The sequence below is a fragment of the Chryseobacterium vietnamense genome, assembly GCF_031454475.1.
Classification (GTDB): Bacteria; Bacteroidota; Bacteroidia; order Flavobacteriales; family Weeksellaceae; genus Chryseobacterium; species Chryseobacterium vietnamense.
In genome coordinates this window covers 107,034-127,941 of record NZ_JAVDQX010000002.1, presented here as the reverse complement: position 1 = coordinate 127,941, position 20,908 = coordinate 107,034, and the positions used below count along the sequence as shown (strand labels likewise).

General features: G+C 36.1%; 23 protein-coding genes. 15 read left to right on the top strand and 8 right to left on the bottom strand.

Translation table 11 applies throughout. The annotated features are described in order from the left end of the window. The first annotated feature begins 1 nt into the window (after window position 1). Both J2786_RS09835 and J2786_RS09830 read left to right on the top strand, forming a co-directional pair. The gene (locus J2786_RS09835) at window positions 2–757 is read left to right on the top strand and encodes a glycosyltransferase family 2 protein (RefSeq protein WP_047435567.1); all 756 of its coding nucleotides are present in this window, start codon (window positions 2–4) and stop codon (window positions 755–757) included. After that, window positions 757–1,383, top strand: coding sequence for a hypothetical protein (locus J2786_RS09830; protein WP_047435570.1), 627 nt, complete (start codon window positions 757–759; stop codon window positions 1,381–1,383). The genes J2786_RS09835 and J2786_RS09830 overlap by 1 nt, the downstream gene beginning before the upstream one ends. On the opposite strand, the gene J2786_RS09825 is transcribed toward J2786_RS09830, so the two are convergent. The 6 genes from J2786_RS09825 to J2786_RS23090 form a co-directional block, all read right to left on the bottom strand. Then, window positions 1,375–2,613: a 3-deoxy-D-manno-octulosonic acid transferase gene (locus J2786_RS09825; RefSeq protein WP_047435572.1), complete on the bottom strand. Its 1,239-nt coding sequence runs from the start codon at window positions 2,611–2,613 to the stop codon at window positions 1,375–1,377. The two genes, J2786_RS09830 and J2786_RS09825, sit on opposite strands and share 9 nt — an antisense overlap. A 4-nt stretch (window positions 2,614–2,617) precedes the next feature. Next, window positions 2,618–2,962, bottom strand: a complete 345-nt coding sequence (locus tag J2786_RS09820; RefSeq protein WP_047435575.1) for a cupin domain-containing protein — start codon at window positions 2,960–2,962, stop codon at window positions 2,618–2,620. After that, window positions 2,959–3,426 (bottom strand): DUF1648 domain-containing protein, encoded by a 468-nt coding sequence (locus J2786_RS09815; RefSeq protein ID WP_052187140.1) that lies wholly within the window; start codon window positions 3,424–3,426, stop codon window positions 2,959–2,961. The genes J2786_RS09820 and J2786_RS09815 overlap by 4 nt, the downstream gene beginning before the upstream one ends. 22 nt (window positions 3,427–3,448) lie before the next feature. Continuing rightward, window positions 3,449–4,165 (bottom strand): C40 family peptidase, encoded by a 717-nt coding sequence (locus J2786_RS09810; protein WP_310024978.1) that lies wholly within the window; start codon window positions 4,163–4,165, stop codon window positions 3,449–3,451. 83 nt (window positions 4,166–4,248) lie between these two features. Further along, the gene (locus J2786_RS09805) at window positions 4,249–4,896 is read right to left on the bottom strand and encodes an O-methyltransferase (protein ID WP_047435582.1); all 648 of its coding nucleotides are present in this window, start codon (window positions 4,894–4,896) and stop codon (window positions 4,249–4,251) included. 129 nt (window positions 4,897–5,025) lie between these two features. Beyond that, entirely contained in the window at window positions 5,026–5,181 is a 156-nt protein-coding gene (locus J2786_RS23090; protein ID WP_445343317.1) for a CCPGW family putative bacteriocin, read from the bottom strand. A gap of 782 nt (window positions 5,182–5,963) precedes the next feature. Here J2786_RS23090 and J2786_RS09800 point away from each other — a divergent pair. From J2786_RS09800 to J2786_RS09790, 3 genes are read left to right on the top strand one after another with little or no spacing between them, the layout of a single operon-like run. Further along, window positions 5,964–6,557: a hypothetical protein gene (locus tag J2786_RS09800; RefSeq protein WP_047435587.1), complete on the top strand. Its 594-nt coding sequence runs from the start codon at window positions 5,964–5,966 to the stop codon at window positions 6,555–6,557. Window positions 6,558–6,609: 52 nt separating this feature from the next. After that, window positions 6,610–7,182, top strand: coding sequence for a hypothetical protein (locus tag J2786_RS09795; protein ID WP_047435590.1), 573 nt, complete (start codon window positions 6,610–6,612; stop codon window positions 7,180–7,182). Beyond that, on the top strand, window positions 7,145–8,146 hold the full coding sequence (locus J2786_RS09790; protein ID WP_310024974.1) for an HTTM domain-containing protein: 1,002 nt from the start codon (window positions 7,145–7,147) through the stop codon (window positions 8,144–8,146). Before J2786_RS09795 ends, J2786_RS09790 begins: the two co-directional genes overlap by 38 nt. Before the next feature lie 55 nt (window positions 8,147–8,201). Here J2786_RS09790 and J2786_RS09785 read toward each other — a convergent pair whose 3' ends face one another. Continuing rightward, window positions 8,202–9,035, bottom strand: a complete 834-nt coding sequence (locus tag J2786_RS09785; protein WP_047435593.1) for an OmpA family protein — start codon at window positions 9,033–9,035, stop codon at window positions 8,202–8,204. An 87-nt stretch (window positions 9,036–9,122) separates the two neighbouring features. Here J2786_RS09785 and tilS point away from each other — a divergent pair, with 87 nt between their 5' ends. The 8 genes from tilS (at window position 9,123) to J2786_RS09745 (ending at window position 18,608) form a co-directional block, all read left to right on the top strand. Beyond that, window positions 9,123–10,475: a tRNA lysidine(34) synthetase TilS gene (gene tilS, locus J2786_RS09780; protein ID WP_047435597.1), complete on the top strand. Its 1,353-nt coding sequence runs from the start codon at window positions 9,123–9,125 to the stop codon at window positions 10,473–10,475. After that, entirely contained in the window at window positions 10,448–11,008 is a 561-nt protein-coding gene (locus J2786_RS09775; RefSeq protein ID WP_310024969.1) for an RNA polymerase sigma factor, read from the top strand. The genes tilS and J2786_RS09775 overlap by 28 nt, the downstream gene beginning before the upstream one ends. A gap of 98 nt (window positions 11,009–11,106) precedes the next feature. After that, complete coding sequence (locus J2786_RS09770) at window positions 11,107–12,048, top strand: redoxin domain-containing protein (RefSeq protein ID WP_185097570.1); 942 nt, start codon at window positions 11,107–11,109, stop codon at window positions 12,046–12,048. Between the two features lie 330 nt (window positions 12,049–12,378). Further along, entirely contained in the window at window positions 12,379–14,448 is a 2,070-nt protein-coding gene (locus J2786_RS09765) for a protein-disulfide reductase DsbD family protein (protein WP_047435602.1), read from the top strand. Window positions 14,449–14,583: 135 nt separating this feature from the next. Further along, a complete protein-coding gene (locus J2786_RS09760) occupies window positions 14,584–16,119 on the top strand; it encodes a T9SS type A sorting domain-containing protein (RefSeq protein WP_052187142.1) in 1,536 nt (511 codons plus the stop codon). Between the two features lie 193 nt (window positions 16,120–16,312). Beyond that, a complete protein-coding gene (locus tag J2786_RS09755; RefSeq protein ID WP_047435603.1) occupies window positions 16,313–16,840 on the top strand; it encodes a biopolymer transporter ExbD in 528 nt (175 codons plus the stop codon). Between the two features lie 107 nt (window positions 16,841–16,947). Beyond that, complete coding sequence (locus J2786_RS09750) at window positions 16,948–17,730, top strand: alpha/beta fold hydrolase (RefSeq protein ID WP_047435923.1); 783 nt, start codon at window positions 16,948–16,950, stop codon at window positions 17,728–17,730. A 71-nt stretch (window positions 17,731–17,801) separates the two neighbouring features. Continuing rightward, window positions 17,802–18,608 (top strand): patatin-like phospholipase family protein, encoded by an 807-nt coding sequence (locus tag J2786_RS09745; protein ID WP_047435605.1) that lies wholly within the window; start codon window positions 17,802–17,804, stop codon window positions 18,606–18,608. Window positions 18,609–18,642: 34 nt separating this feature from the next. Here the strand turns inward: J2786_RS09745 and J2786_RS09740 are convergent, their stop codons facing one another. Then, window positions 18,643–19,647 (bottom strand): DHH family phosphoesterase, encoded by a 1,005-nt coding sequence (locus J2786_RS09740; protein WP_047435607.1) that lies wholly within the window; start codon window positions 19,645–19,647, stop codon window positions 18,643–18,645. Window positions 19,648–19,882: 235 nt separating this feature from the next. On the opposite strand from J2786_RS09740, the gene rpmH reads away from it, so the two are divergent. Then, entirely contained in the window at window positions 19,883–20,041 is a 159-nt protein-coding gene (rpmH, locus tag J2786_RS09735) for a 50S ribosomal protein L34 (RefSeq protein WP_039365072.1), read from the top strand. Between the two features lie 153 nt (window positions 20,042–20,194). Beyond that, window positions 20,195–20,905, top strand: coding sequence for a cell division ATP-binding protein FtsE (locus J2786_RS09730; RefSeq protein WP_034692990.1), 711 nt, complete (start codon window positions 20,195–20,197; stop codon window positions 20,903–20,905). Window positions 20,906–20,908 lie beyond the last annotated feature (3 nt).

The following is a 20,908-nucleotide window of genomic DNA, read 5'->3' as shown; positions in this document are numbered from 1 at the left end:
AATGAAAGATCTTGTCTCCATCATTACTCCCTGTTATAATTCTGCAGAATTTATCGAGGAAACCATACAGTCTGTTCTTAACCAAACCTATGAAAACTGGGAATGGCTGATTACAGATGACCTTTCCAAAGATACTACTGTGGAGATCATCAGAAAATATAATGATCCGAGAATAAAACTGCAGGTGCTGGAGAAAAACGGTGGTGCAGGAAATGCCAGAAATAACAGCCTGGAAAGAGCTCAGGGAAGATATATCGCTTTTCTGGATTCTGATGACTATTGGTATCCTGAGTATCTGCAAACGATGACAGATTATATGAAGGATCACAGTGCAGAACTTGTTTATTGTAATTATTCAAGATGCGATGAACAGCTTCAGCCTATTCTGAAAGATTTTTTGGCAGACAAAGTGGTTACATTCTCGAATCTGTTGAAAACATGCCGTTTGGCACCGGTTTCTACCATGTATGACACTCAGAGAGTTGGCAAATTTTTGTTCCCTGTAAAAAGCAAACGTGAAGATCATGTCATGTGGCTGAATCTTTTAAAAGTAATTCCGGAAGGGATTCCGGTAAAAAAAACACTGGCAAAATACAGGATGCGTGAAAACAGTGTTTCAAGAAATAAAAAAAATATCATCAAAGATCAATATCTTGTCTATAAAGATTTCATGGGATTCTCAACAGTAAAATCATTGTATTATACTGCCAATTGGGCAATAAACGGATTCCTGAAATATTCGAAAATTTTTAATTAATGGAATATTCAAAAGAGTTCAAAGCTGCTCTGAGTGCTTTTTCCGGAGCGGAAAAGGACAAACTAATTTTCAGACTCCTGAGAAAGGATAAATTATTGTCGAAAAAACTCTATTTTGAACTCATTGATCCGGAAACTACGGATGATAAAAGAGATGCCATGGAAGAACATGTGAAAGAACAGGTTCTTCTCGCTTCAAAATATGTGGGAAATGCCAAATATTTCCTTTCCACTGTTCGAAAAATAAGTGCTGAGATTACAGAGCATGTAAAAATTACCACTGATAAATTCGGTGAGATCTCACTGAATCTTCTTCTTGTCAACAAGATATTGGAAAACAACAGCGACCTTAGCAGACAAAGGTTCGACAATGTTTACAAGCTTTATATTTATATTATCAATAAAGTCTTTAAATCATTGATTCTGGTAAAAAAACTGGACGAAGATTACTGGATGGAAATTGATGAATATCTTCGTGATACTCACAAGAAAATAGCAGAAAACCATTATCTTCAAAAATTGTGTACCAATAATGGTCTTGACCTCAACTGGCTGGAATGCGACAGAATTCCAGAAAACATTGATCAGATCATGAAGGAAATGAAAAGTCAGGGATATTTACGCTAAGATTTTCTGAAGTATCATTCTGGTAGAATCTGGTTTCCCATCTACAAATTTTCCCGCATTTCCGGAGATTGAAGTAAGTTCTTCTCGGTTATCTTCATTCACGAGAAATAACACAAATTCTGAGGCTGCATACTCGTCCGAGAAAGATTTTCCGCCATTTGCTGAGATAAGGTCGTCAGCTTCCGGATTCTTTTTATAATGATTCCCGAAAATCACCGGAACACCGAACGTAGCGGCTTCCAGAATATTGTGAAGTCCGGCATCATGAAATCCTCCTCCTACAACAGCTACATCCGCATAAGAGTATAGTTTTGATAATAAACCAATACTGTCTATAATCAGAACCTGCGTATCAAAAGTCATCCCTTGAGTATTCTGTATTTCGCTGTACAGTAAAGCATCCTGGAATCTATTTTTCAAATGTTCCACTCGCTTCAGATCATGAGGTGCTATGATAAGTTTTACCATATTATTTTTACGCGAAACCACTTCTGCTATTTTCTCTTCCGCCTGCCATGAACTTCCGAAAACAACCGCTTTTTTCTCACCAATAAAGTCAGCAATGAACTCTACATGATTATTTCTTTCACGGAGCTGTTTTACTCTGTCAAATCTTGTATCACCAGTTACAGTAGACTTCGTTAATCCAACACTTTTCGCCAAAGCCAATGAAAACTGAGTCTGGTGGAAAAACCAATCTACATTTTTCTGAAGCTGCTTTACAAACCATTTTCCATAGGAAGTAAAGAAAGACTGTCTTTCGTAGAACAACGCCGAAATAACATAAATCTTCGTCCCCCTACTCTTCAGTTCAGCCAGGAGGTTGTACCAATAATCGTATTTAACCGTAAAGAATAGTTCAGCATTAAATTGTTCTGTAAATTCTTTTACAGTCTTTTTATTGTCGAAAGGCAAATAACAGATAACGTCCGCAATATGTTTCTTTTTAACAACATTTTCATACCCTGACGGCGAGAAAAAGGTCACCAGGATCTTGTGTTGTGGAAAGTTCTCTTTCAGTTTCTCCAGAACAGGTAATCCCTGCTCATATTCACCAAGGCTTGCCGCATGCATCCAGATCACTTTATCTGTTTTTGAAAGTACAGACTTTACTATATTTAAAGACTGCCCTCTCCCTTCAACGCCTTTTTTAGTTTTATCATTAATCAACGCAAAAACCTTCATACCGAAGGTAAGAAGACTGATAAATATATTGTATAAAAAAGCCATTTACTTATTCTTTAATTTCAATTCTGTCATGATCCGTGGGAGGATTTGAGATGACTAAAAACTCAATTTCTTCATCTGTTTCATTAGAAATAAAATGCTTTGCTCCGGGTTCAATGGATATAGATTCTCCCTGGCGAACCAAAAATTTTTCTTTATTGATGTATAATACTGCTTCTCCCTTCAGAATATAAAAAAACTGTTCTGCCACTTGATGAAAGTGCAGTCTTTCTGAAGTTCCTGCAGGCATTTTCTCCTGCTTTACGGATAAGCCCTGGGTATTTTTAAGGATCCAGCTGTCGCATTGGTTTCCCCACTTATAATGTTCTGAATTATTTTTAGAATGTATCATTTAAACAAATGAGCTATAAAAAGTAATGCCGGAGTAAATAAAACAACTGATAAAAATATAGTGGCCATTGAAATTCTGGGTTTAGCCTTATCATCAACCGCATATCTGAACATATAATCCTGAAGATTCAGAAAAATTATTGCCAGAACAGCAAAAAGAATTCTCAATCCGATTTTCATAATCAAGAACTGAGCATTCATATTCTGATCTGTAATTTCTACCGGGAAATTCGTGTCTTCGGGATGTCTCATACCATATACGAACAGCGCATACAATCCCAAAGCTAATACAGGCATCAGAAAGGCATACGCCCTCCCTCCAAATCCGTCTGCTTTTCCTTCCATATCAAAATGTACGGGAATTCTCTCTGGCAAAGTGCTAAAGTTCTTCAGGGTAAATCCCCATAAGAAAGCGACCCATCCAAAATTTAAAATATCAAAAATTATAAAAAGAATATTTTCCATTTCAGATGAGATTGAATTAAGGTTAGATTACACTTTTCAGCACTCTCAGTTTATGAGTATGCTTATTCATTTCTTTATTAAAAATTCCCGTGGAATCCAGCGTATCAATTCTTACTTTTCCGGATGCATGGATGATCTTTTGATTTTCCAGCATAATTCCTACATGGATAATTTTTCCTTCTGCATTTTCAAAGAACGCAAGATCGCCAGGCTGTGTTTCTTCTACGAAAGTAAGCGGTTCTCCCACCTCAGCCTGCTGTGAAGCGTCTCTGGGTATTTTTATATTGTGAATTTTATAAACCAATTGGGTAAATCCGGAGCAGTCTACCGCAAAAAAACTTTTCCCTCCCCACAGATATGGTACGTTCAGGAATTCTTTTGCTGTAAGAGCGATACTTTCACGCACATCATGGCTTCTTCTTGAAGCTACCACCGGGAATTCCACTTCGGACCCCATAGAGAGTAAAGTTTTCCCATCGTTCATTAATACGGAAGAAAAATCTTCGGTAACGACAGTCAATTTTCTTTTGGCCAGCTCTTCGTCTGTCACAGGTTTCAGCTGTTTGGTATCCATCCATCCTTCATAGCCATCATAATGCATCTTTATTCTGGTCCAGTTTTTATCTACTTCCAAAATATCTGCACTTTCCCCAAACAATATTTCCGTAACAATTTCAGCTCTGTCAGAATTTTCTGCACGAACCGGCGCTACTGTAACAATACAAACTCCTTTATTCATTAATTTTCAATTTAAAGATTGAATAATTTAAAGATTACAATATAATGTATACTTCTTTAAATGTTTAATCCTTGAATATTTAGTTACTTTCTGCGTAGAAAGTTGACTCCATCACGCAAAGGTAAAATAAGATTTTCAAAATCTTCGTCTTTTGCTGCCAAATCATTCAATTCCTGGATAGACTGGGTAGATTTCAGCTTCGGATTTTCTTCCAGCACTTTTCCATACCACAATACATTATCAAAAAGAATCACCGTTCCTGACTTTGTATGGGGTTTAATCAGTCTGAAATAGTCAGCATAATTTTCTTTATCAGCGTCTACAAAAACCAGATCAAAAAATTCATCTGTTTCTTTTAAATATTCCTTGGCATCCTGAAGTTTAAAATCAATCTGACTGGCATATTCACTAGACTCAAAATATTTTTTAGGAAGATAGGCAAGATCCTCATTCACATCCAGTGTTGTAATTTTTCCGTCTTTTGCCAGTCCTGATGCAAGACATAAAGTAGCATATCCGGTAAATGTTCCTATTTCAAGAATGTTTTTCGGCTGCAGCATCTGGGAAATAATCGTCAAAAGTCTTCCCTGCTGATATCCGGAAATCATGTGAGGCTGTGTTGTTTTCTGATACGTCTCTCTTCGCAGCTTTTTCAGAATTTCGGATTCCGAAGAAGCATGTGCCTCCAAATATCTGTCCATTTCAGGATTCTTTTCTTCAAAAAAACTCATACCATTTTAATTTAAACAAATTTAAGGATTTTAAAGCTAGTTTTTAAATTCAACAAGAAGATACAAAAAAAGAGAGAAATTAATCCCTCTCTTTTTCTTAGCAAGATCTAAATTGTATGTAAAAAGCCATTATATGGCTATACAATATTGTCTTATACCAGCACAAACCCATCCCGGGCAACACTGTGTTTGTGGGCTGGTACAAAATATCTGTGGATTACACCCGTTAATAGCACCTTGTACAGTTTTCATTTCTCCTCTTGAAAGTTTTTTTAAATTTTTCATAATGATTTTAGTTTAGTATTAATTTCCTACTCTTTAGATTTTCGGATACCTCTTTATGTATTTCCTTTATCAGGGACTTAAATATACATATTCTTTTATTAATCAACTAATTATATACCTAAAAATTATTTTTCGAGCGTATAAAAACCTACATATCAGTGAAAACCCCATATAAAATACCGGGAAAACACGGATGTTATTTTTGTGGTATTAGCTTTAAGTTTGCAGTAAGAATAAGGGGTAAAAACACTAAGAGAAAACATGATGATTGCAGGAGAGACACAAACTAACCATGAGAATCACACAAAAGTTGTACTGAAAAGTAGAACTGATTCTTCTGCAGCAAAAAGTAAGACAGAAATATCCACTTCATTTTTGCAACGAATTATTTCGCTCCTGAAAAAGGAAGAATTAATTTGATTAAGAATAGATCCCGGCCACCTTCGGGATTTATTTTTTTTACACTATGGGATCTCATTTCCATTTTCCCAACATTCATTCTACAGCACTTACCAAGTTCATTCTAAAAATCTTTTATCAGAGTCATATTTTAAGTTTATCCAATCAGCTTAAAATCTCTTTGAACAAAGGCTGCTTTTCAAAAATTCTGATTAATATTCCTTCTTTAAAAGTCAAAATCCTCATAAAAAACAGGAAAAACACCCGTATGTAATTTCCTGCATGCCTCTACCTTTGAGATAAGTTTTCCAACCATGAAACATTCAAATCAAGGAGGAACCCGAAAATCCTAAAAAGAGTAGGGATATTTTAAAAGCAGCCACATGAAAACAAAGACTTTATTATTAATCGGAGCAATAGTGGGACTTGTTATGATATTTTCCCAGCTAAAACCTCAGGAGATGTCTTTTTACAAAGAAAAAGGCAATTACATTGTAGACAATAATTACATTCTGAAAGATGTTAAAAAAATTTCAGATGAAGACATGAAAAGTTTGTTAAGCCTTCAGAAACTTCATCAGAACAGTTTGGGTACCAATTTTATTATATACAAAATCAACAGACAGTATGTAATCCGCGGATGTTTAATGAAAGCTAATATCGACTGGAAAAAATACGGTGATCTGAGAGCAAAAGTAGAAGGCATCCTGAAAAAATATGGAGCTAAAGAATTGGGAACAGATTATTATGCAATTCAAAACAACCAGGTTGCTACCAATGTTGCTTTACTAAGCCAGAAAGACATCGCCTCTTTAGGCAGATTAACTGTTAGAGGAGCAGAAGAATACACCATCTGCCCACCTACTATGGGTAGAAGAAATCTTACCAATGTGATTATAAAATCTTACAAAACCAATACAGCTATTGATCCCAGAATCAATGTAAAACTGAATAACGTATTGGTGAATTACAAATAACCTAAAAAGGCTGTTTTTAGTCTGAAGACAGCCTTTTCTTAATTTTTTTGCCATGAAAAAAAAACTTCAGTTATCCGGAATTTTCATTATTCTGCTGGTAGTCTTTACAATTGGTATGAAAGGAACATTTGATGGATATTATGGTTTTTATTATGAAGACAAAAACTATGAAAAACCATTGGCCTATAGTATTGCTGAAGACATTGCCCAGTCAAAGCCTGTCAACATATTTACTTCTTACACTGGTTTTGATACGGGATATGGTTTCTACGCACCGAATGTTGCCAGCGACTTTGTCATGAGTTTTGAATTAAGAGATAAGAATGGAAAGGTTGTGGAACAAAAAACACTTCCCTACTTTAAAAACAAAGAAAGCCGGGTGAGATATACCACTGTCTTCAATATGTTTCTTGATAAAATTTCCACTAAAAATATATACGATAAAAAATACTATCAATATCTGGATATTATCATCAGACAGATTGCTGCCCATGTGATGGCAGAAAACCCAAATGCGGCCAGCATTACCACAAAACTTTATCTGTACGACTACCCTACTATTGCAGATTTCAAAAAAGGAAAAACGAATGAAAACCTTATCCTTATTGATGAATTCAAATACTAAAGTGATGAAAAAGCTGAATATACTCTACAACAAAATTGAAAATTTCTTTTTCAAACAAGATAACCAAACAGAATTCTTAAGTTTCTTCCGGGTGGCCATAGGAATCGTTATCCTATTACAGTTTACTGCAGTGTTGCCGGATTTTAACAAATTATTTTCAAGCAGCAGTATTATTCCACAGGATATTATGGGTGTTTTCACTCCAGACTGGCTGATTACGTTTTCAAAAATTGTCAGTTTCTTACAAACTTTCGGAATTGAAGAAAGTACAACAATAGTAATAACCAAGGTGTCGTTTATTACGTTTTGTGTTTTTATCATCATCGGGTTGTATTCAAGAGTGTCAGCACTTCTGTTACTTATACTGCAGATTGCATTGCTCAAAGGAAGTTCATTCTTTGCTTACGGTGCAGATTTTTTCACGAGCATGTCCTTATTTTATCTGATTATTTTTCCTGCTGATCAGCATTTTTCGCTAAGGAATTTTATTTTCAGCAGAAAACCGGATGATCGTAATTTCACTCCGGTCAAAAGATTATTCCAGGTTCATATTTCTATGGCCTATTTCTTTTCCGGACTTGACAAAGCTTTAGGTTTCAACTGGTGGAACGGTGAATCTATATGGAAAGCCATTCATCTTCCCTATTCCAACAGAGACCTGAATATTGATTTCAGCTGGCTGGCAGAACACTCTTATATTGTAAGTCTGATCGGATGGAGCACCATTATCATTGAGATGTGCTACCCGTTCTTTATCTGGTACAAACCTACACAGAAAATATGGCTTTTTCTTACCATCTCTATGCATATAGGAATTGCGCTCGTACTGAATTTATATTATTTTTCAGCCATTATGATCGTCTGGAATATCACCAACTTTTACTTTGAACAGCCCGCTAAAAAGACTGTTTTTTCTTCAAAGAAAAAAATATCAACAGAATATATTCCCAAACAGGCCGGTTGATAAAAAAACAAATCCCGAATTGCTTCGGGATTTATGATGATATAGGGTTTAGTCATTATTTCTTAGGAGCGATATCCATCAGTTTCATAAACTCATCAAGTTTAGGCATAATGATGATTTCCGTTCTTCTGTTTTCTGATCTTCCTGAAACGCTCATGTTAGTTGCTTTCGGGTTGTATTCAGAACGTCCGCCGGCAGTAATTCTTGCCGGATCTACTCCAAACTGAGTCTGAAGAACTTTAGCAACAGAAGTACCTCTTAACGCAGAAAGATCCCAGTTGTCTCTCGGAAGATTTGGAGAGTTCAACGGAGCGTTATCCGTGTTACCTTCAATTAATACTGAGTATTTATCGTAGTCGTTGATAACTTTCGCTACTTTACCTAACACTTCCTGAGCTGCAGGTAGAATATTGTAGTCTCCGGTTTTATATAGCATTTTATCTGAAAGAGAGATCATTACAACACCTTTCAGTACTTTCACCTGTACATCTTCATCTGATACATTATCCAAAGATCTCTTCAGCTTATTAGACAATGCAAGGTTCAGACTGTCATTTTTAGCATTACTGGAGATCAATTGCTTGATATAAGAATTGGAAGCATTGATTTCTCCTACCAGTTTATCAATGTTTGCAGAACTTTTTCCAGTATTGGACAGACATGCATCAAGTGATGATTTTAAAGCATCATGCTGGCTTTTCAACAAGTTGTTTTCACCTGCCAATGCAGAGTTTTGAGATTTCAAATCCTGAATTTCTCTCTGTCTTTCTCCAATATTTTCAATACACTGCTTATAGTTTGTGCTCAAAGCATCATACTGCTTTTTGCTGACACATGATGTCATCCCCAGCGCCATTGCAGAAACTGCTAAAATTTTTAAAATCTTCATAAATAATCATTTTTAGACTACTCAAAGTTAGGAAAATTCAATTGAATTATATCGGTTATCTTTGCATAAAAGAAATTCTCAACATCGATGTTGAATAAATTAACCTTTATCAGTCAATTAAAAAATCTTGTTCACGAGCCGGAAAACCACTCCTATCTTTTAGCAGTAAGCGGAGGAGCAGATTCTATGGTTTTAGCCTCATTATTCAGGGATTTAAAGCAGGAAATTCAAGATGCCAGGTTTCAGTTTCAGGTAGCGCATATCAATTATAAACTTCGGGGGAATGATTCGGATATGGACCAGAAAACGGTGCAGGATTTTTGTGAGAAAAATCATATAAAATTTCATCTGTATGAAGTTTCGGAAAAAGATCATAAGCCTGAAAATTCTATCCAGCTCTGGGCAAGAGAGCTTCGGTACGCCTTTTTTAAAGAAATTCAGGAAAAAGAAAAACTGGAATTTCTCGTTACTGCCCATCATCTTAATGATCAGCTGGAAACGTTCATCATTAATCTTTCCAAAGCTGCAGGCATCAATGGATTGAGTGGAATTCCTCCGAATGATAATAAAATCCTTCGTCCCCTTTTAAGTGTTTCAAAAAAAGAAATTTATCAGTTTGCTGAGCAGCATACTATTGAATTCCGGGAAGATCTTTCTAATAAAAAGAGTGATTATCTGAGGAATAAGATCAGGAATGAGATTGTTCCGATGCTGATGGAAACCAACGATCATTTTCTGGAAAATTTCAGAAAGAGTTCTTTATATCTTAATCAGACTAAGGATTTTGTTCATGAACAAATTCAGGAGATAGAAAAACGCCTTACCCTATTTAACCAAAACTATAAAATCTTATCAAAGGAAAAGCTGGATCTGGAAAGTGATTTCGTAAAATTTGAAATTTTAAAGAAATACGGATTTAATCAGGAGGAAGAAATCCCCAAAATTTTTAAAGCAGAAAACAACAGTTCTTTTTTTTCAAAAGATTATCAGCTGATCGTCAATCGTGATGAACTGATCTTTATTGATAAAAGTGGAAAAAAGGAAACTCCGGAAGAAATAGTACTGATTGACCACTTTGATTTTTCCGAAAACCAGATCAGCATCGATCTCGTAGATGATCTTGAAAACATTGTTGAAATCAATAAAGAATTTGAATGGGACTTCGATGCTGAAAAGCTCCAGTTCCCTCTTCTTTTGAGAAAACAACAGGATGGAGATGAATTTTATCCAACAGGATTTTCAGGGAAAAAGAAAGTTTCTAAATTTTTTAGGGACGAAAAATTATCTGCCTTGGTCAGGGAAAATATCTGGTTATTATGTGACTTTGGAAACCATATTCTGGGCGTCATCCCTCTCAGACAGGATCGCAGGTATCAGGCAGACAGGACAACTCAAAAAAAGATAACTGTAACGTGGACAGAAAAACAACTAATTCGTTAGCTGTTGATGATTTTAAGAAAGACAGCAATATAGCTTTTGGAATTTTATACCAACAGTATTTTGGTTATACTCAAAAATTCATTCTCAGGAATAAAGGGAATCTGCAAGATGCAGAAGATATTTTCCAGGATGTCCTGCTCATTCTGTATGAAAAACTGAATGCCGATGAGTTTAAAGTTCAAACCTGTCTGGGAAACTACATTATCGGAATTGTTAAAAATCTGTGGTTAAAAAAATTAAGAAACAGAAATTTTTATATAGAGTCTCCCGAAATCTATTTCATAGAACATCAGCAGGAAATAAGTGCTGCCATTGAAGATGAAAGATATTATTGGGAAAAGCTGGCGGGTTATATCAAGTCTATTTCTTCACACTGCCAGAATCTGATCCATGACATTTTTATTGAAAATAAAAGTATTGAGGAAATCCAGAACAAGTATCAGTATTCAAGCAGGCATAATGCTCAGAATCAAAAATACAAATGTGTAGAACAGATCAAAAAGATAAAAAACAACAGTGTTTTTTCTACCTGACAATCAAGTTATTAAAAAAAAGTAATTTAATGATGGGTGATTTTTTTATGGATCAGGGAACCTAATAAGAAAAGAAATATATGTTTAAAAAAATCATTTTGAGTTTTCTTATAGCAATAGGAATTTCATTGAATGCACAAAGCACAGGTATCAGTTTTCAAAAAATTGATTTAGAGGCGGCGAAAAAAATAGCGGCAAAAGAGAATAAACTTATCTTCATTGACCTGTTCACCACATGGTGCGGCCCATGCAAGCTCATGGCAAAAAACACCTTCACAGACACCAGAGTTGGAGAGATGTTCAACAAAAATTTTGTAAACCTTGCCATAGACGCAGAAAAAGAAGGTCTGGGACTCGCCAAAGAGTTTAAAGTGGTCAACTATCCTTCCTTTTTATTCCTGGATTCTAATGGGAAACTGGTTCAATATGATTTCGGATATTATAATGCAGAACAGTTTTTAGGCGTAGGAGCATCTGTTCTGGAAAAAAAAATGCCCCAGTCAGGTAAAACTTTAGATCAGGTAAAAGGAAAAATGGTAGGAGATAAAATTGATAATTTCAATGCGAAAGATCACCTGGGAAATACATTTTCTTCATCAAAAGAAAACAAAAAACTGGTGGTTGTTTTTATCCGCGGACAATGGTGCCCGTACTGTAACAAATATATTGAAACATTACAGAATCTGTCTCCGGAATTGAAGTCGAAAAATGCAAAACTCGTTATTATTTCTCCCGAAAAACCGGAATTTATAGAGAAGACGATCAGTAAAACAAAGACAGACTATACTGTTTTATATGACGAAGGGTATAAAATTGCAGAAGCATTTGATGTTCTTTACACTCCTGATAGTGAAACTCTTAATTTTTACAATTCAAAATTAAAGGAGGATTTTGCTGACAGCAGATCAGATCATTCAGGACGACTTCCTGTATCCGCAACATTCATTCTTAATGAAGGTAAAGAAATTACATGGAGACATTTTGATCCCGATTATAAAAAAAGAGCATCAGTAGAAGATATTTTAAAAAATCTGAATTGATTTTTCCAGTTTTTCTATCCTGGTAAAAATTCAAATGATCATACCAAGTTGGCAAAATTGAAAAAATCAATAATCATTTTGAATGCAAAATAAGCAACATATGTATTGTGATTGGAGCATATGATAAAATATTTTACGCATCAGGCTTAAAAAAAGAAAGTTTCTAAATTTTTTAGGGACGAAAAATTATCTATTTTAGCGAGGCAAAAAATCCGGACACGCACTCATTAGGAAAAATACTGTATTCGACAGCTGTTCTTAAGGGAAAACAGAAGATATGCAAAGAATGAGAAAACGAAATGGAGTCTCAAAACTTTAATGAAATGAACAATGAAATTTAGAAATTGGTTTTTATTAATTCTACTATTTTTAGCGACAGGAATTAATGCGCAGATAAAAAATCCTGTAAAGTTTAAATTCACCATCAACGAACTGGGAAACAATCAATACGAAGCGGTATTGAATGCTACCATGGAAAGCGGATGGCACATTTACTCTAAAGATTTACCGGAAGATACCGGAATTCCGACGGAGTATAAAGTAACAGGGAAGAATATTGAGTTGATTGGAAAATTTACCGAAGCCGGTAAAAAACATGAAGAATTTTCTGAAGCCTTTGGAGGGACCATTGTATTCTACTCCAATTCTGCCGGATTTAAGCAGAAATTTAAATTAAAAGATCCGACAAAACCCGCAGATGTTACTTCTGAAATTACCTATCAGACTTGTGACGACAGAGTTTGTCTGGCTCCCAATACATTAGAATTCAACCAAAAAGTTACCCCAAAAGGTGCAACGGAAGAGGCCGCAACTGAGGAAACCACAGGTCCTGTAAAAGACTCTGTAAAAATTACTGAAACGGTTACTGAAAATCCAGCAAAAACAGAAGCTACGATCACAGAAACTTCAAAACTGGATCCCAAGCAGCTGAAAATTGCAACCATCGATTTCAAAAAACCTTTGACTGATTGCGGTACAGCGTCTACCAAAGTGGATGAAAATTACTGGACATATCTATTCCTTGGATTTATCGGAGGGTTAATTGCCTTGCTTACACCATGTGTTTTCCCGATGATTCCGCTGACGGTTTCTTTCTTTACCAAAGGGAGCAAAAACAAGGCAAAAGGAAAAAGAGATGCACTTATTTACGGTTTTTTCATTCTTCTGATCTTTGTTTTACTAAGTATTCCTTTCCATATTATTGACGGAATTGCCGGAAATATCTTCAACGAGATTTCAACAAGTGTATGGCTGAATATTGCATTCTTTATTATATTCATCTTCTTTGCCGGAAGTTTCTTCGGGTATTATGATATTACGCTGCCAAGTTCTATTGCCAATAAATCTTCCAAAGCGGAAGAGGCAGGAGGAATTATCGGTATTTTCTTCATGGCATTAACCCTTGTGATTGTTTCTTTCTCATGTACAGGTCCTATTTTAGGAAGTTTACTGGGAAGCGCCGTGACAGGTTCATCCAATGTTCCTATGCTGCTGACTTTTGCGTTGGCAGGATTCGGGCTGGCATGGGCCATTATTTTTGGGTTGCTGGCATTGTTCCCGCAGGCATTACAAAGTCTTCCGAAATCCGGAGGATGGATGAATACGGTAAAAGTAGTTTTAGGATTCGTAGAACTGGCTTTGGCATTGAAATTTTTATCTAAAGCTGATCTTGTATCCAAAACATTCTTCTTAAAAAGAGAACTTTTCATTGCGATCTGGATCATTATTGCATTAGGATTGGCATTGTATTTATTAGGATTGATCAGATTCCCGCATGATGATAAAAAGCCTAAAATCTCTGTCACAAGAAAAATATTGGGGGTATTGGGAATTGGTTTTGTGATCTACCTTATTCAAGGGTTAATCCCATCCGAACGTCCGAAACTTCAATTATTAAGCGGAATTTTACCTCCTCTGAACGTAAGCTATTTCCATGATGAAAAAGACGGAATTTTAGGAATGCATCCGGAACACGACTTCTTCAAAGCAATAGAACTGGCTAAAAAAGAGGATAAACCCATCCTAATTGACTTTACAGGATACGGATGTGAAAACTGTAGAAAAATGGAGGAATTTGTTTGGAGCGAGCCGGACATTCTGCCGATCCTTCAGAATGATGTCGTATTAGCTTCCTTATATGTAGATGACAAAGAAGAACTTCCTGAGGATCAGAAAACCAAAATTGACCTTGGGGACGGACAAATCAAAAAGGTAAAAACAATTGGAGACCGATGGAGCTTATTTCAGCAGGTGAACTTTAACAATAATTCTCAGCCTCACTATGTTTTAATAACTCCTGATGGAAAAGTAATTAACACACCTGTTTCAGGATATATGCCTAAAGAGGACTTCAAAAAGTTCCTTGAATGCGGGGTAAATTTCTATAAAAAGAATAAATAAATTATTTACATATCATTTAAAAACTCACACTTTATCGTGTGAGTTTTTTGTTTTAATGAATTAAATAAACAATAAAACACCAAACGTAGGCTAAAATTAATTATATTTGAATAACTATCACCAATTCAAATACATATGAGATATTTAACCTCTACTTTTTTATTTCTTATCTATTCCGTATTAACAGCCCAGTCTGCCCCTTCTATAGAATGGCAAAAAGCATTGGGAGGCACCCATGGTGAATCTGCCAATGCCGTTCAGCAAACCTCCGACGGAGGATACATTGTAGCCGGACATTCTATGTCCAATGATGGCGATGTCAGTGGAAATCATGGAGGAGGAGATTACTGGATCGTAAAATTGAATTCTTCGGGAAGTATACAGTGGCAAAAATCGTTAGGAGGAAGCAATGTTGATGATGCACAATCTATCCGTCAGACTACTGATGGAGGGTATATTATTGCCGGATCATCCAATTCCAGTGATGGAGATGTCATCGGAAATCATGGAAATTATGATTACTGGATTGTAAAACTTGATGCCAACGGGAATATGCAATGGCAGAAATCACTCGGGGGAAGCAGTATGGATATGGCCCAATCTATTCAGCAGACTTCTGAAGGAGGATATATTGTAGCCGGCTCTTCAGGTTCCGATGACGGTGATGTGAGCGGAAATCACGGAGGAGGAGATTACTGGATGGTAAAATTAGATAGTAACGGAAATATACAATGGCAGAAATCGCTGGGCGGAAGCAGCAGTGAGCAGGTTAATTCTGTACAGCAGACTTTTGATGGCGGATATATTATTGCAGGAACCACCGTGTCTACAGATGGCGATATTACTGTAAGCTACGGGAACAATGACTTTTGGGTAGTAAAACTTGATTCCAGCGGAAATATTCAATGGCAAAAGACATTAGGCAATATTGGCGACAATATAGGGTATTATGCGCAACAGACTTTTGATGGCGGTTATATTGCCGTGGGCACTTCTTTTAATCCTTCAAATCTTGAAAGCGGACTTCCCGATTATTGGGTTATCAAACTAAGCAATAACGGAACTATCGAGTGGGATAAGTATTTTGGAGGAAGTTTTCATGACAATGCAATAACTATTCGCCAGACTCCCGAATGGGATTATATTGTTGCAGGCTGGACAGCTTCCAACAACGGACAGGTAACCAATCATCACGGTAATCTGGATTACTGGATCATAAAACTGGACAGCAGCGGAAATCTGAAGTGGGAGAAAACACTGGGAGGACCTGATGTAGAGTACTTAACTGCGGTTGAACTGACCGCTGATAACGGGTATATTGTTTCAGGAAGTACAGGATCTACCAGTGGAGACGTTACCGGACATCATGGCCTGATCGATGCATGGGTAGTAAAATTAAGTCCGGAACAGCTGGGCATTTCAGAAAATCAGCAGATGCATAAACCCAACCTCTACCCTAATCCGGCAAAAGACTTTTTCTACTTAGATCATCTGCCCAAGGAAAGTACTATTACCATTACCGATATGTCCGGAAGAAAACTTTTCTCCCAAAAATACAACGAGGAAAAAATTAAAATCAGCACATCTCCATTTACTGAAGGACTTTATATGGTACAGGTGAAAAACAGAGAAGAAATTATGCTTTCAAAGAAATTAACAATCATCAGATAAGTTTCTTTCAGTGACCAAAACACCATAAACATCCACATTTTTCATTAGAATTATCAAAAGAAACAGAAATACTTAAAATTAATCCAAAAACTATCAATAAATTCATGAATCTATAAAATTTTTAATAATCGAGGCATATGTTTTGTATGAATTCTTCAAAAAAAATACCGTTTAACATTTAAAAATTTTAATCATGGCAGAAGTTATTGCACAAGAAAAACAAGGCAGCAAGCAAAAGAAAAAAATGATCAGAGTAGACATGACTCCTATGGTAGATCTGGGATTCTTACTGATCACTTTCTTCATGTTCACCACCAATTTTACAAAACCTAATGTAATGGATTTGGGGCTACCTGCAAAAGACCACAATCCTAATCCAATCCCAACCGATTACGTAATTGGAGATCAAAACCAGATTACCTTTATCCTTGGAAAAGACAACCGCGTATTTTATCATCAAAGCAATGCTACAGATTTGAATTCCGCCAATCTTAAGGAAACCGATTTCAGTGGAATAAAAATTTCCAAGATCATTGCTGAAGCCTATAAGAAAGCTCCGGCTCCTGAGAAATTCACAGTCATTGTAAAACCCACGGATGAAGCCAGTTACAAAAATTTTGTAGATATGCTGGACAACCTTGCCATTTCTAAAAAAGAAAGATATGGGGTAACAGATATCAAACCCTGGGAAACAAAGGTTTACAAGGAATTAACTCAATAAAAGACAAGGGCATTTTTTAAATGCTCTTTTTTTGATTAATTTTGAAAGGAGAAACGAATCTGCAGATAACCTGCTGTATTATTTTTAACCTTCTAAATTTTGGAATCATGCTGAACTTTGAAAGAACAGGAAACGGAAAAGAAACTTTGGTACTTCTTCACGGATTTATGGAAAACATATCCATCTGGAGCGATATGGAGCGTCATCTTTCCAAAGATTTTTCACTGCTTAAAATCGACCTTCCCGGCCACGGTCAGTCTGAAATTTTAGCAGAAGTTCACACCATGGAACTAATGGCTGAAGAAGTAAAAAAAGTTTTAGATGACCAGCATTTAGTAAAAGTACATCTTCTGGGACATTCTATGGGAGGCTATACCTCTCTCGCATTTGCGGAGAAATATCCTGACTCTTTAAAAAGCTTAACATTATTTTTCTCTACTTATTTTCCGGATGACGAAGAGAAGAAACAGCAGCGTATCAAAAGCTATAGAATCATAAAGGATGCATTTGCCCACTATGCAAGAGCCGGAGTTCCTAATTTATTCAATCCGAATGAAAGAGATATCCTGGAAGGAAAAATAGAAATAGCTCTTGAAACCGCCCTTTCCACAAACAATTCAGGGGCACTTGCCTGTGTGAAAGGTATGGTAGAAAGAACCGATAAAAAGCATGTCCTGGAAAACCTGGAAGCTAAAATCTTAGTACTGGCAGGCAAACATGATAATGCCGTAAAAACAGATATGATGATCAAGCATCTTCCGGACAGAACAAATATCAAATCTTACATTCTGGACTGCGGCCACAACGGACATTGGGAAAAACCCGGTATCTGTGCAGAAATTATCAACACGGAACTTCTTCACAATCTTCCTAAAAAACTGGTTTTATAAAATAGATTACCATACAAATTAAGCCGTGCATAACAAAAAATCCTGTATATTAGTAGAGGATAATTTGGGTAATGGCTTTATTTTCATTCAAAAAAAAGAAACCACCGGCACCACCGGTTATCGGACTTACACTTTCAGGCGGAGGAATGCGTGGGATTGCCCATATTGCCGTACTGAAAGCTCTGGAAGAATATCATCTGAAACCACACATTATCTCAGGAACAAGTGCAGGATCCATCATTGGTGCTTTTTATTCTTTTGGAAAAACGCCGGATGAAATGATGGAAATTGTAAGACAGACTTCTTTTTTCTCCAGATCTGCATTAAAATTATCCAAAAACGGAATTTTCAGCTCCAATTTTATTTTAAAACTGTTCAAAGATTATTTCCCGGAAGATGATTTCAGTATTTTAAAAATTCCGATGTATGTAGCAGCTACAGAAATGACTCATGGCATCGTAGATTTCTTTTCTGAAGGAGAGCTTTTTGGACCATTGCTTGCCTCTTCCAGCGTTCCGTTTATTCTTCCTCCGGTAAGAATTGGTGAGAAAATTTATGTGGATGGCGGTGTTCTGGATAATCTTCCCATTGAGCCCATCATGGATAAATGCAATTTTCTGATTGCTTCTCATGTCAATTCCATCAGCTATGATGAATTAAACAAAATGAGCCTGATGAAGGAGTTTGACAGAATTCTTCACTTAGCAATTGCAAAGTCGGTATATTCTAAAGCAAAATACTGCAATATATTTTTAGATCCGCCCAAAATGACGAAATACAGTCTTTTCAACAAAAGATATATGGATGAAATGTTTCAGCAGGTATACGACTACACCTGCCAGGAACTTGAAGAAAAAGGATTTCGTAAAAGTATTTAGAAATTTTAATCAGAAAATTTACAGTTTTTTATTCCTATAAACCTTCCTCTTTCACTTTCTCTTTAAAGTTGACTATAGTTCCTGCCAATGAATCTAAAGATTTCCCTCCGGCTGCATTAATATGCCCGCCGCCGTTGAAATATTTTCTTGAGAATTGGTTTACGTCTACATCATCTTTACTTCTGAAAGAAATTTTAACGAAGTCTTCGTACAGATCTTCCATAAAGAACGCAGACATTTTTACGCCGGCAATACTTAAACCATAGTTTACAAAACCTTCGGTATCTCCTTTCTGGAAACCAAATTCTTTCAGTTCGTTTCGGGTAAGGCTTAACACAGCTACTGTTCCGTCATTCACCACTTCTATTCTTCCAAGAACCAAAGCAAGCAAATGCAGTCGGGAAACCGTATTGGTATCCCAGGTATTGGAAGTAATCATGGCTGGATCTGCACCGTGTTCGATAAGATTAGCAATAATCCTGTGTGTGGTAGCGCTGGTAGAACGAAAACGGAATCCTCCCGTATCTGTCATGATACCTGTATAAAGACATTCTGCCATATCCTGGTTCACCAGTTTTTCATCATTCATTGCTTCAATAAAATGATAGATCATCTGTGAAGTGGCAGGAATGACTGTATCAGAATAAACAAAATCAAATTGTTCCGGCTGCTGGTGATGATCAATAAGGATTTTCTTTCCCGGAGCTTTTACCAGCCAGTCTCCCAATAATCCGATTCTTGACGGAGAATTAAAATCCAGGCAGAAAATAACATCTGCTCCCGCAATCATATCCGCAGCCAGTTTTCTTTTATATTCTGCAATAATAACTTTTTTAGATTCCGGCATCCATTTCAGAAACTTCGGAAAATCATTAGGTACGATAACCTCTGCATGAATTCCTTTTGCTTTCAGATAATGTTTTAATCCCAAACTTGAGCCAATAGCATCTCCATCCGGATTATAATGGGTAAGAATCACTATTCTGCTATCCTGGGTAAGTAATGTATTGATATCTAAAAGTTCTGTTGGTGTAAACATCCGGTGTTTATTTTTCGTTAAAATTAAAGTTTTCAAAGATAGAGCTTTTATATAAATCATTTAAATATTATTTTTGCACCGGAAAATGGTTTTCCTGTGAGGGTTTATAAATAGCCAACCGAAAAACAATAAATTTTATTTTAAAAAAAGATAATTAAAGTTTGTAACTTATAAAAATTTATATATATTTGCAACCTGAAAATTAATAGATTAATTACGATTTAAACATATAGTAATGAGTAAAAGAACATTCCAGCCATCAGAAAGAAAAAGAAGAAACAAACACGGTTTCAGAGAAAGAATGTCTACGCCAAATGGAAGAAGAGTTTTGGCTGCGAGAAGAGCTAAAGGCAGAAAGAGTTTAACTGTAAGTGCTGCACGCGCTAAGAGATAATCTTTTTATTATCATATACAAAACATGCTTGAAAAGTTCTTTTTCAGGCATTTTTTGTTGTTAAAATTTACTAAAATTTAGGCTGAATCAACATCTTTTTCTATTTTTAAAAGTTGAAATATTTTTATAAGAAATAGCCTTTAAAATTAAATTATGCCACATACAAATATCGCCGGAGACAATATTATAAGTTTACAAAACGCCAAGATTGCGCAAAAAAACTTTACTGTACTTTCTGATGTAAATCTTAATATAAAGAAAGGTAGATTCTGCTACCTTATCGGAAAAACAGGTTCCGGAAAAAGTTCCCTTCTGAAAACGCTTTACGGACACATTCCATTGGCATCAGGACATGGAGCTGTTGTAGGATTTGATCTGGCAAAACTAAAGCCGTCTGACATCCCTAATTTAAGAAGAAAACTAGGCATCGTATTCCAGGACTTCCAGTTACTTTCAGACAGAACGGTTGAGAAAAACCTTAAGTTCGTTCTTGAAGCCACAGGATGGAATGACAAAGTAAAAATAGAAGACCGTATTAATGAGGTATTGGGAAGTGTGAACATGAAAAGCAAGAAGCACAAAATGCCTCACGAACTTTCCGGAGGAGAACAGCAGCGTATTGCCATCGCAAGAGCTCTTCTTAACCACCCGGATCTTATCTTAGCGGATGAGCCGACAGGAAACCTTGACCCTGAAACTTCCAATGAAATTATGACATTATTAAAGCAGGTTGCCCTTGAAAATGGCGCTGCAGTAGTAATGGCAACACACGACTACCACATGATTCAAAACTTCCCGGGTGAAGCGATAAGATGTGAGGACGGAAAAGTTTCTGTATTGGATACTTCAGAATTATTTGAATAAGAA

Coding starts and splice junctions, on each gene's coding strand:
- J2786_RS09835 (WP_047435567.1), top strand. CDS start 2: ATGAAAGATCTTGTCTCCATCATTACTCCCTGTTATAATTCTGCAGAA.
- J2786_RS09830 (WP_047435570.1), top strand. CDS start 757: ATGGAATATTCAAAAGAGTTCAAAGCTGCTCTGAGTGCTTTTTCCGGA.
- J2786_RS09825 (WP_047435572.1), bottom strand. CDS start 2,613: ATGGCTTTTTTATACAATATATTTATCAGTCTTCTTACCTTCGGTATG.
- J2786_RS09820 (WP_047435575.1), bottom strand. CDS start 2,962: ATGATACATTCTAAAAATAATTCAGAACATTATAAGTGGGGAAACCAA.
- J2786_RS09815 (WP_052187140.1), bottom strand. CDS start 3,426: ATGGAAAATATTCTTTTTATAATTTTTGATATTTTAAATTTTGGATGG.
- J2786_RS09810 (WP_310024978.1), bottom strand. CDS start 4,165: ATGAATAAAGGAGTTTGTATTGTTACAGTAGCGCCGGTTCGTGCAGAA.
- J2786_RS09805 (WP_047435582.1), bottom strand. CDS start 4,896: ATGAGTTTTTTTGAAGAAAAGAATCCTGAAATGGACAGATATTTGGAG.
- J2786_RS23090 (WP_445343317.1), bottom strand. CDS start 5,181: ATGAAAAATTTAAAAAAACTTTCAAGAGGAGAAATGAAAACTGTACAA.
- J2786_RS09800 (WP_047435587.1), top strand. CDS start 5,964: ATGAAAACAAAGACTTTATTATTAATCGGAGCAATAGTGGGACTTGTT.
- J2786_RS09795 (WP_047435590.1), top strand. CDS start 6,610: ATGAAAAAAAAACTTCAGTTATCCGGAATTTTCATTATTCTGCTGGTA.
- J2786_RS09790 (WP_310024974.1), top strand. CDS start 7,145: ATGAAAACCTTATCCTTATTGATGAATTCAAATACTAAAGTGATGAAA.
- J2786_RS09785 (WP_047435593.1), bottom strand. CDS start 9,035: ATGAAGATTTTAAAAATTTTAGCAGTTTCTGCAATGGCGCTGGGGATG.
- tilS (WP_047435597.1), top strand. CDS start 9,123: ATGTTGAATAAATTAACCTTTATCAGTCAATTAAAAAATCTTGTTCAC.
- J2786_RS09765 (WP_047435602.1), top strand. CDS start 12,379: ATGAAATTTAGAAATTGGTTTTTATTAATTCTACTATTTTTAGCGACA.
- J2786_RS09760 (WP_052187142.1), top strand. CDS start 14,584: ATGAGATATTTAACCTCTACTTTTTTATTTCTTATCTATTCCGTATTA.
- J2786_RS09755 (WP_047435603.1), top strand. CDS start 16,313: ATGGCAGAAGTTATTGCACAAGAAAAACAAGGCAGCAAGCAAAAGAAA.
- J2786_RS09750 (WP_047435923.1), top strand. CDS start 16,948: ATGCTGAACTTTGAAAGAACAGGAAACGGAAAAGAAACTTTGGTACTT.
- J2786_RS09745 (WP_047435605.1), top strand. CDS start 17,802: ATGGCTTTATTTTCATTCAAAAAAAAGAAACCACCGGCACCACCGGTT.
- J2786_RS09740 (WP_047435607.1), bottom strand. CDS start 19,647: ATGTTTACACCAACAGAACTTTTAGATATCAATACATTACTTACCCAG.
- rpmH (WP_039365072.1), top strand. CDS start 19,883: ATGAGTAAAAGAACATTCCAGCCATCAGAAAGAAAAAGAAGAAACAAA.
- J2786_RS09730 (WP_034692990.1), top strand. CDS start 20,195: ATGCCACATACAAATATCGCCGGAGACAATATTATAAGTTTACAAAAC.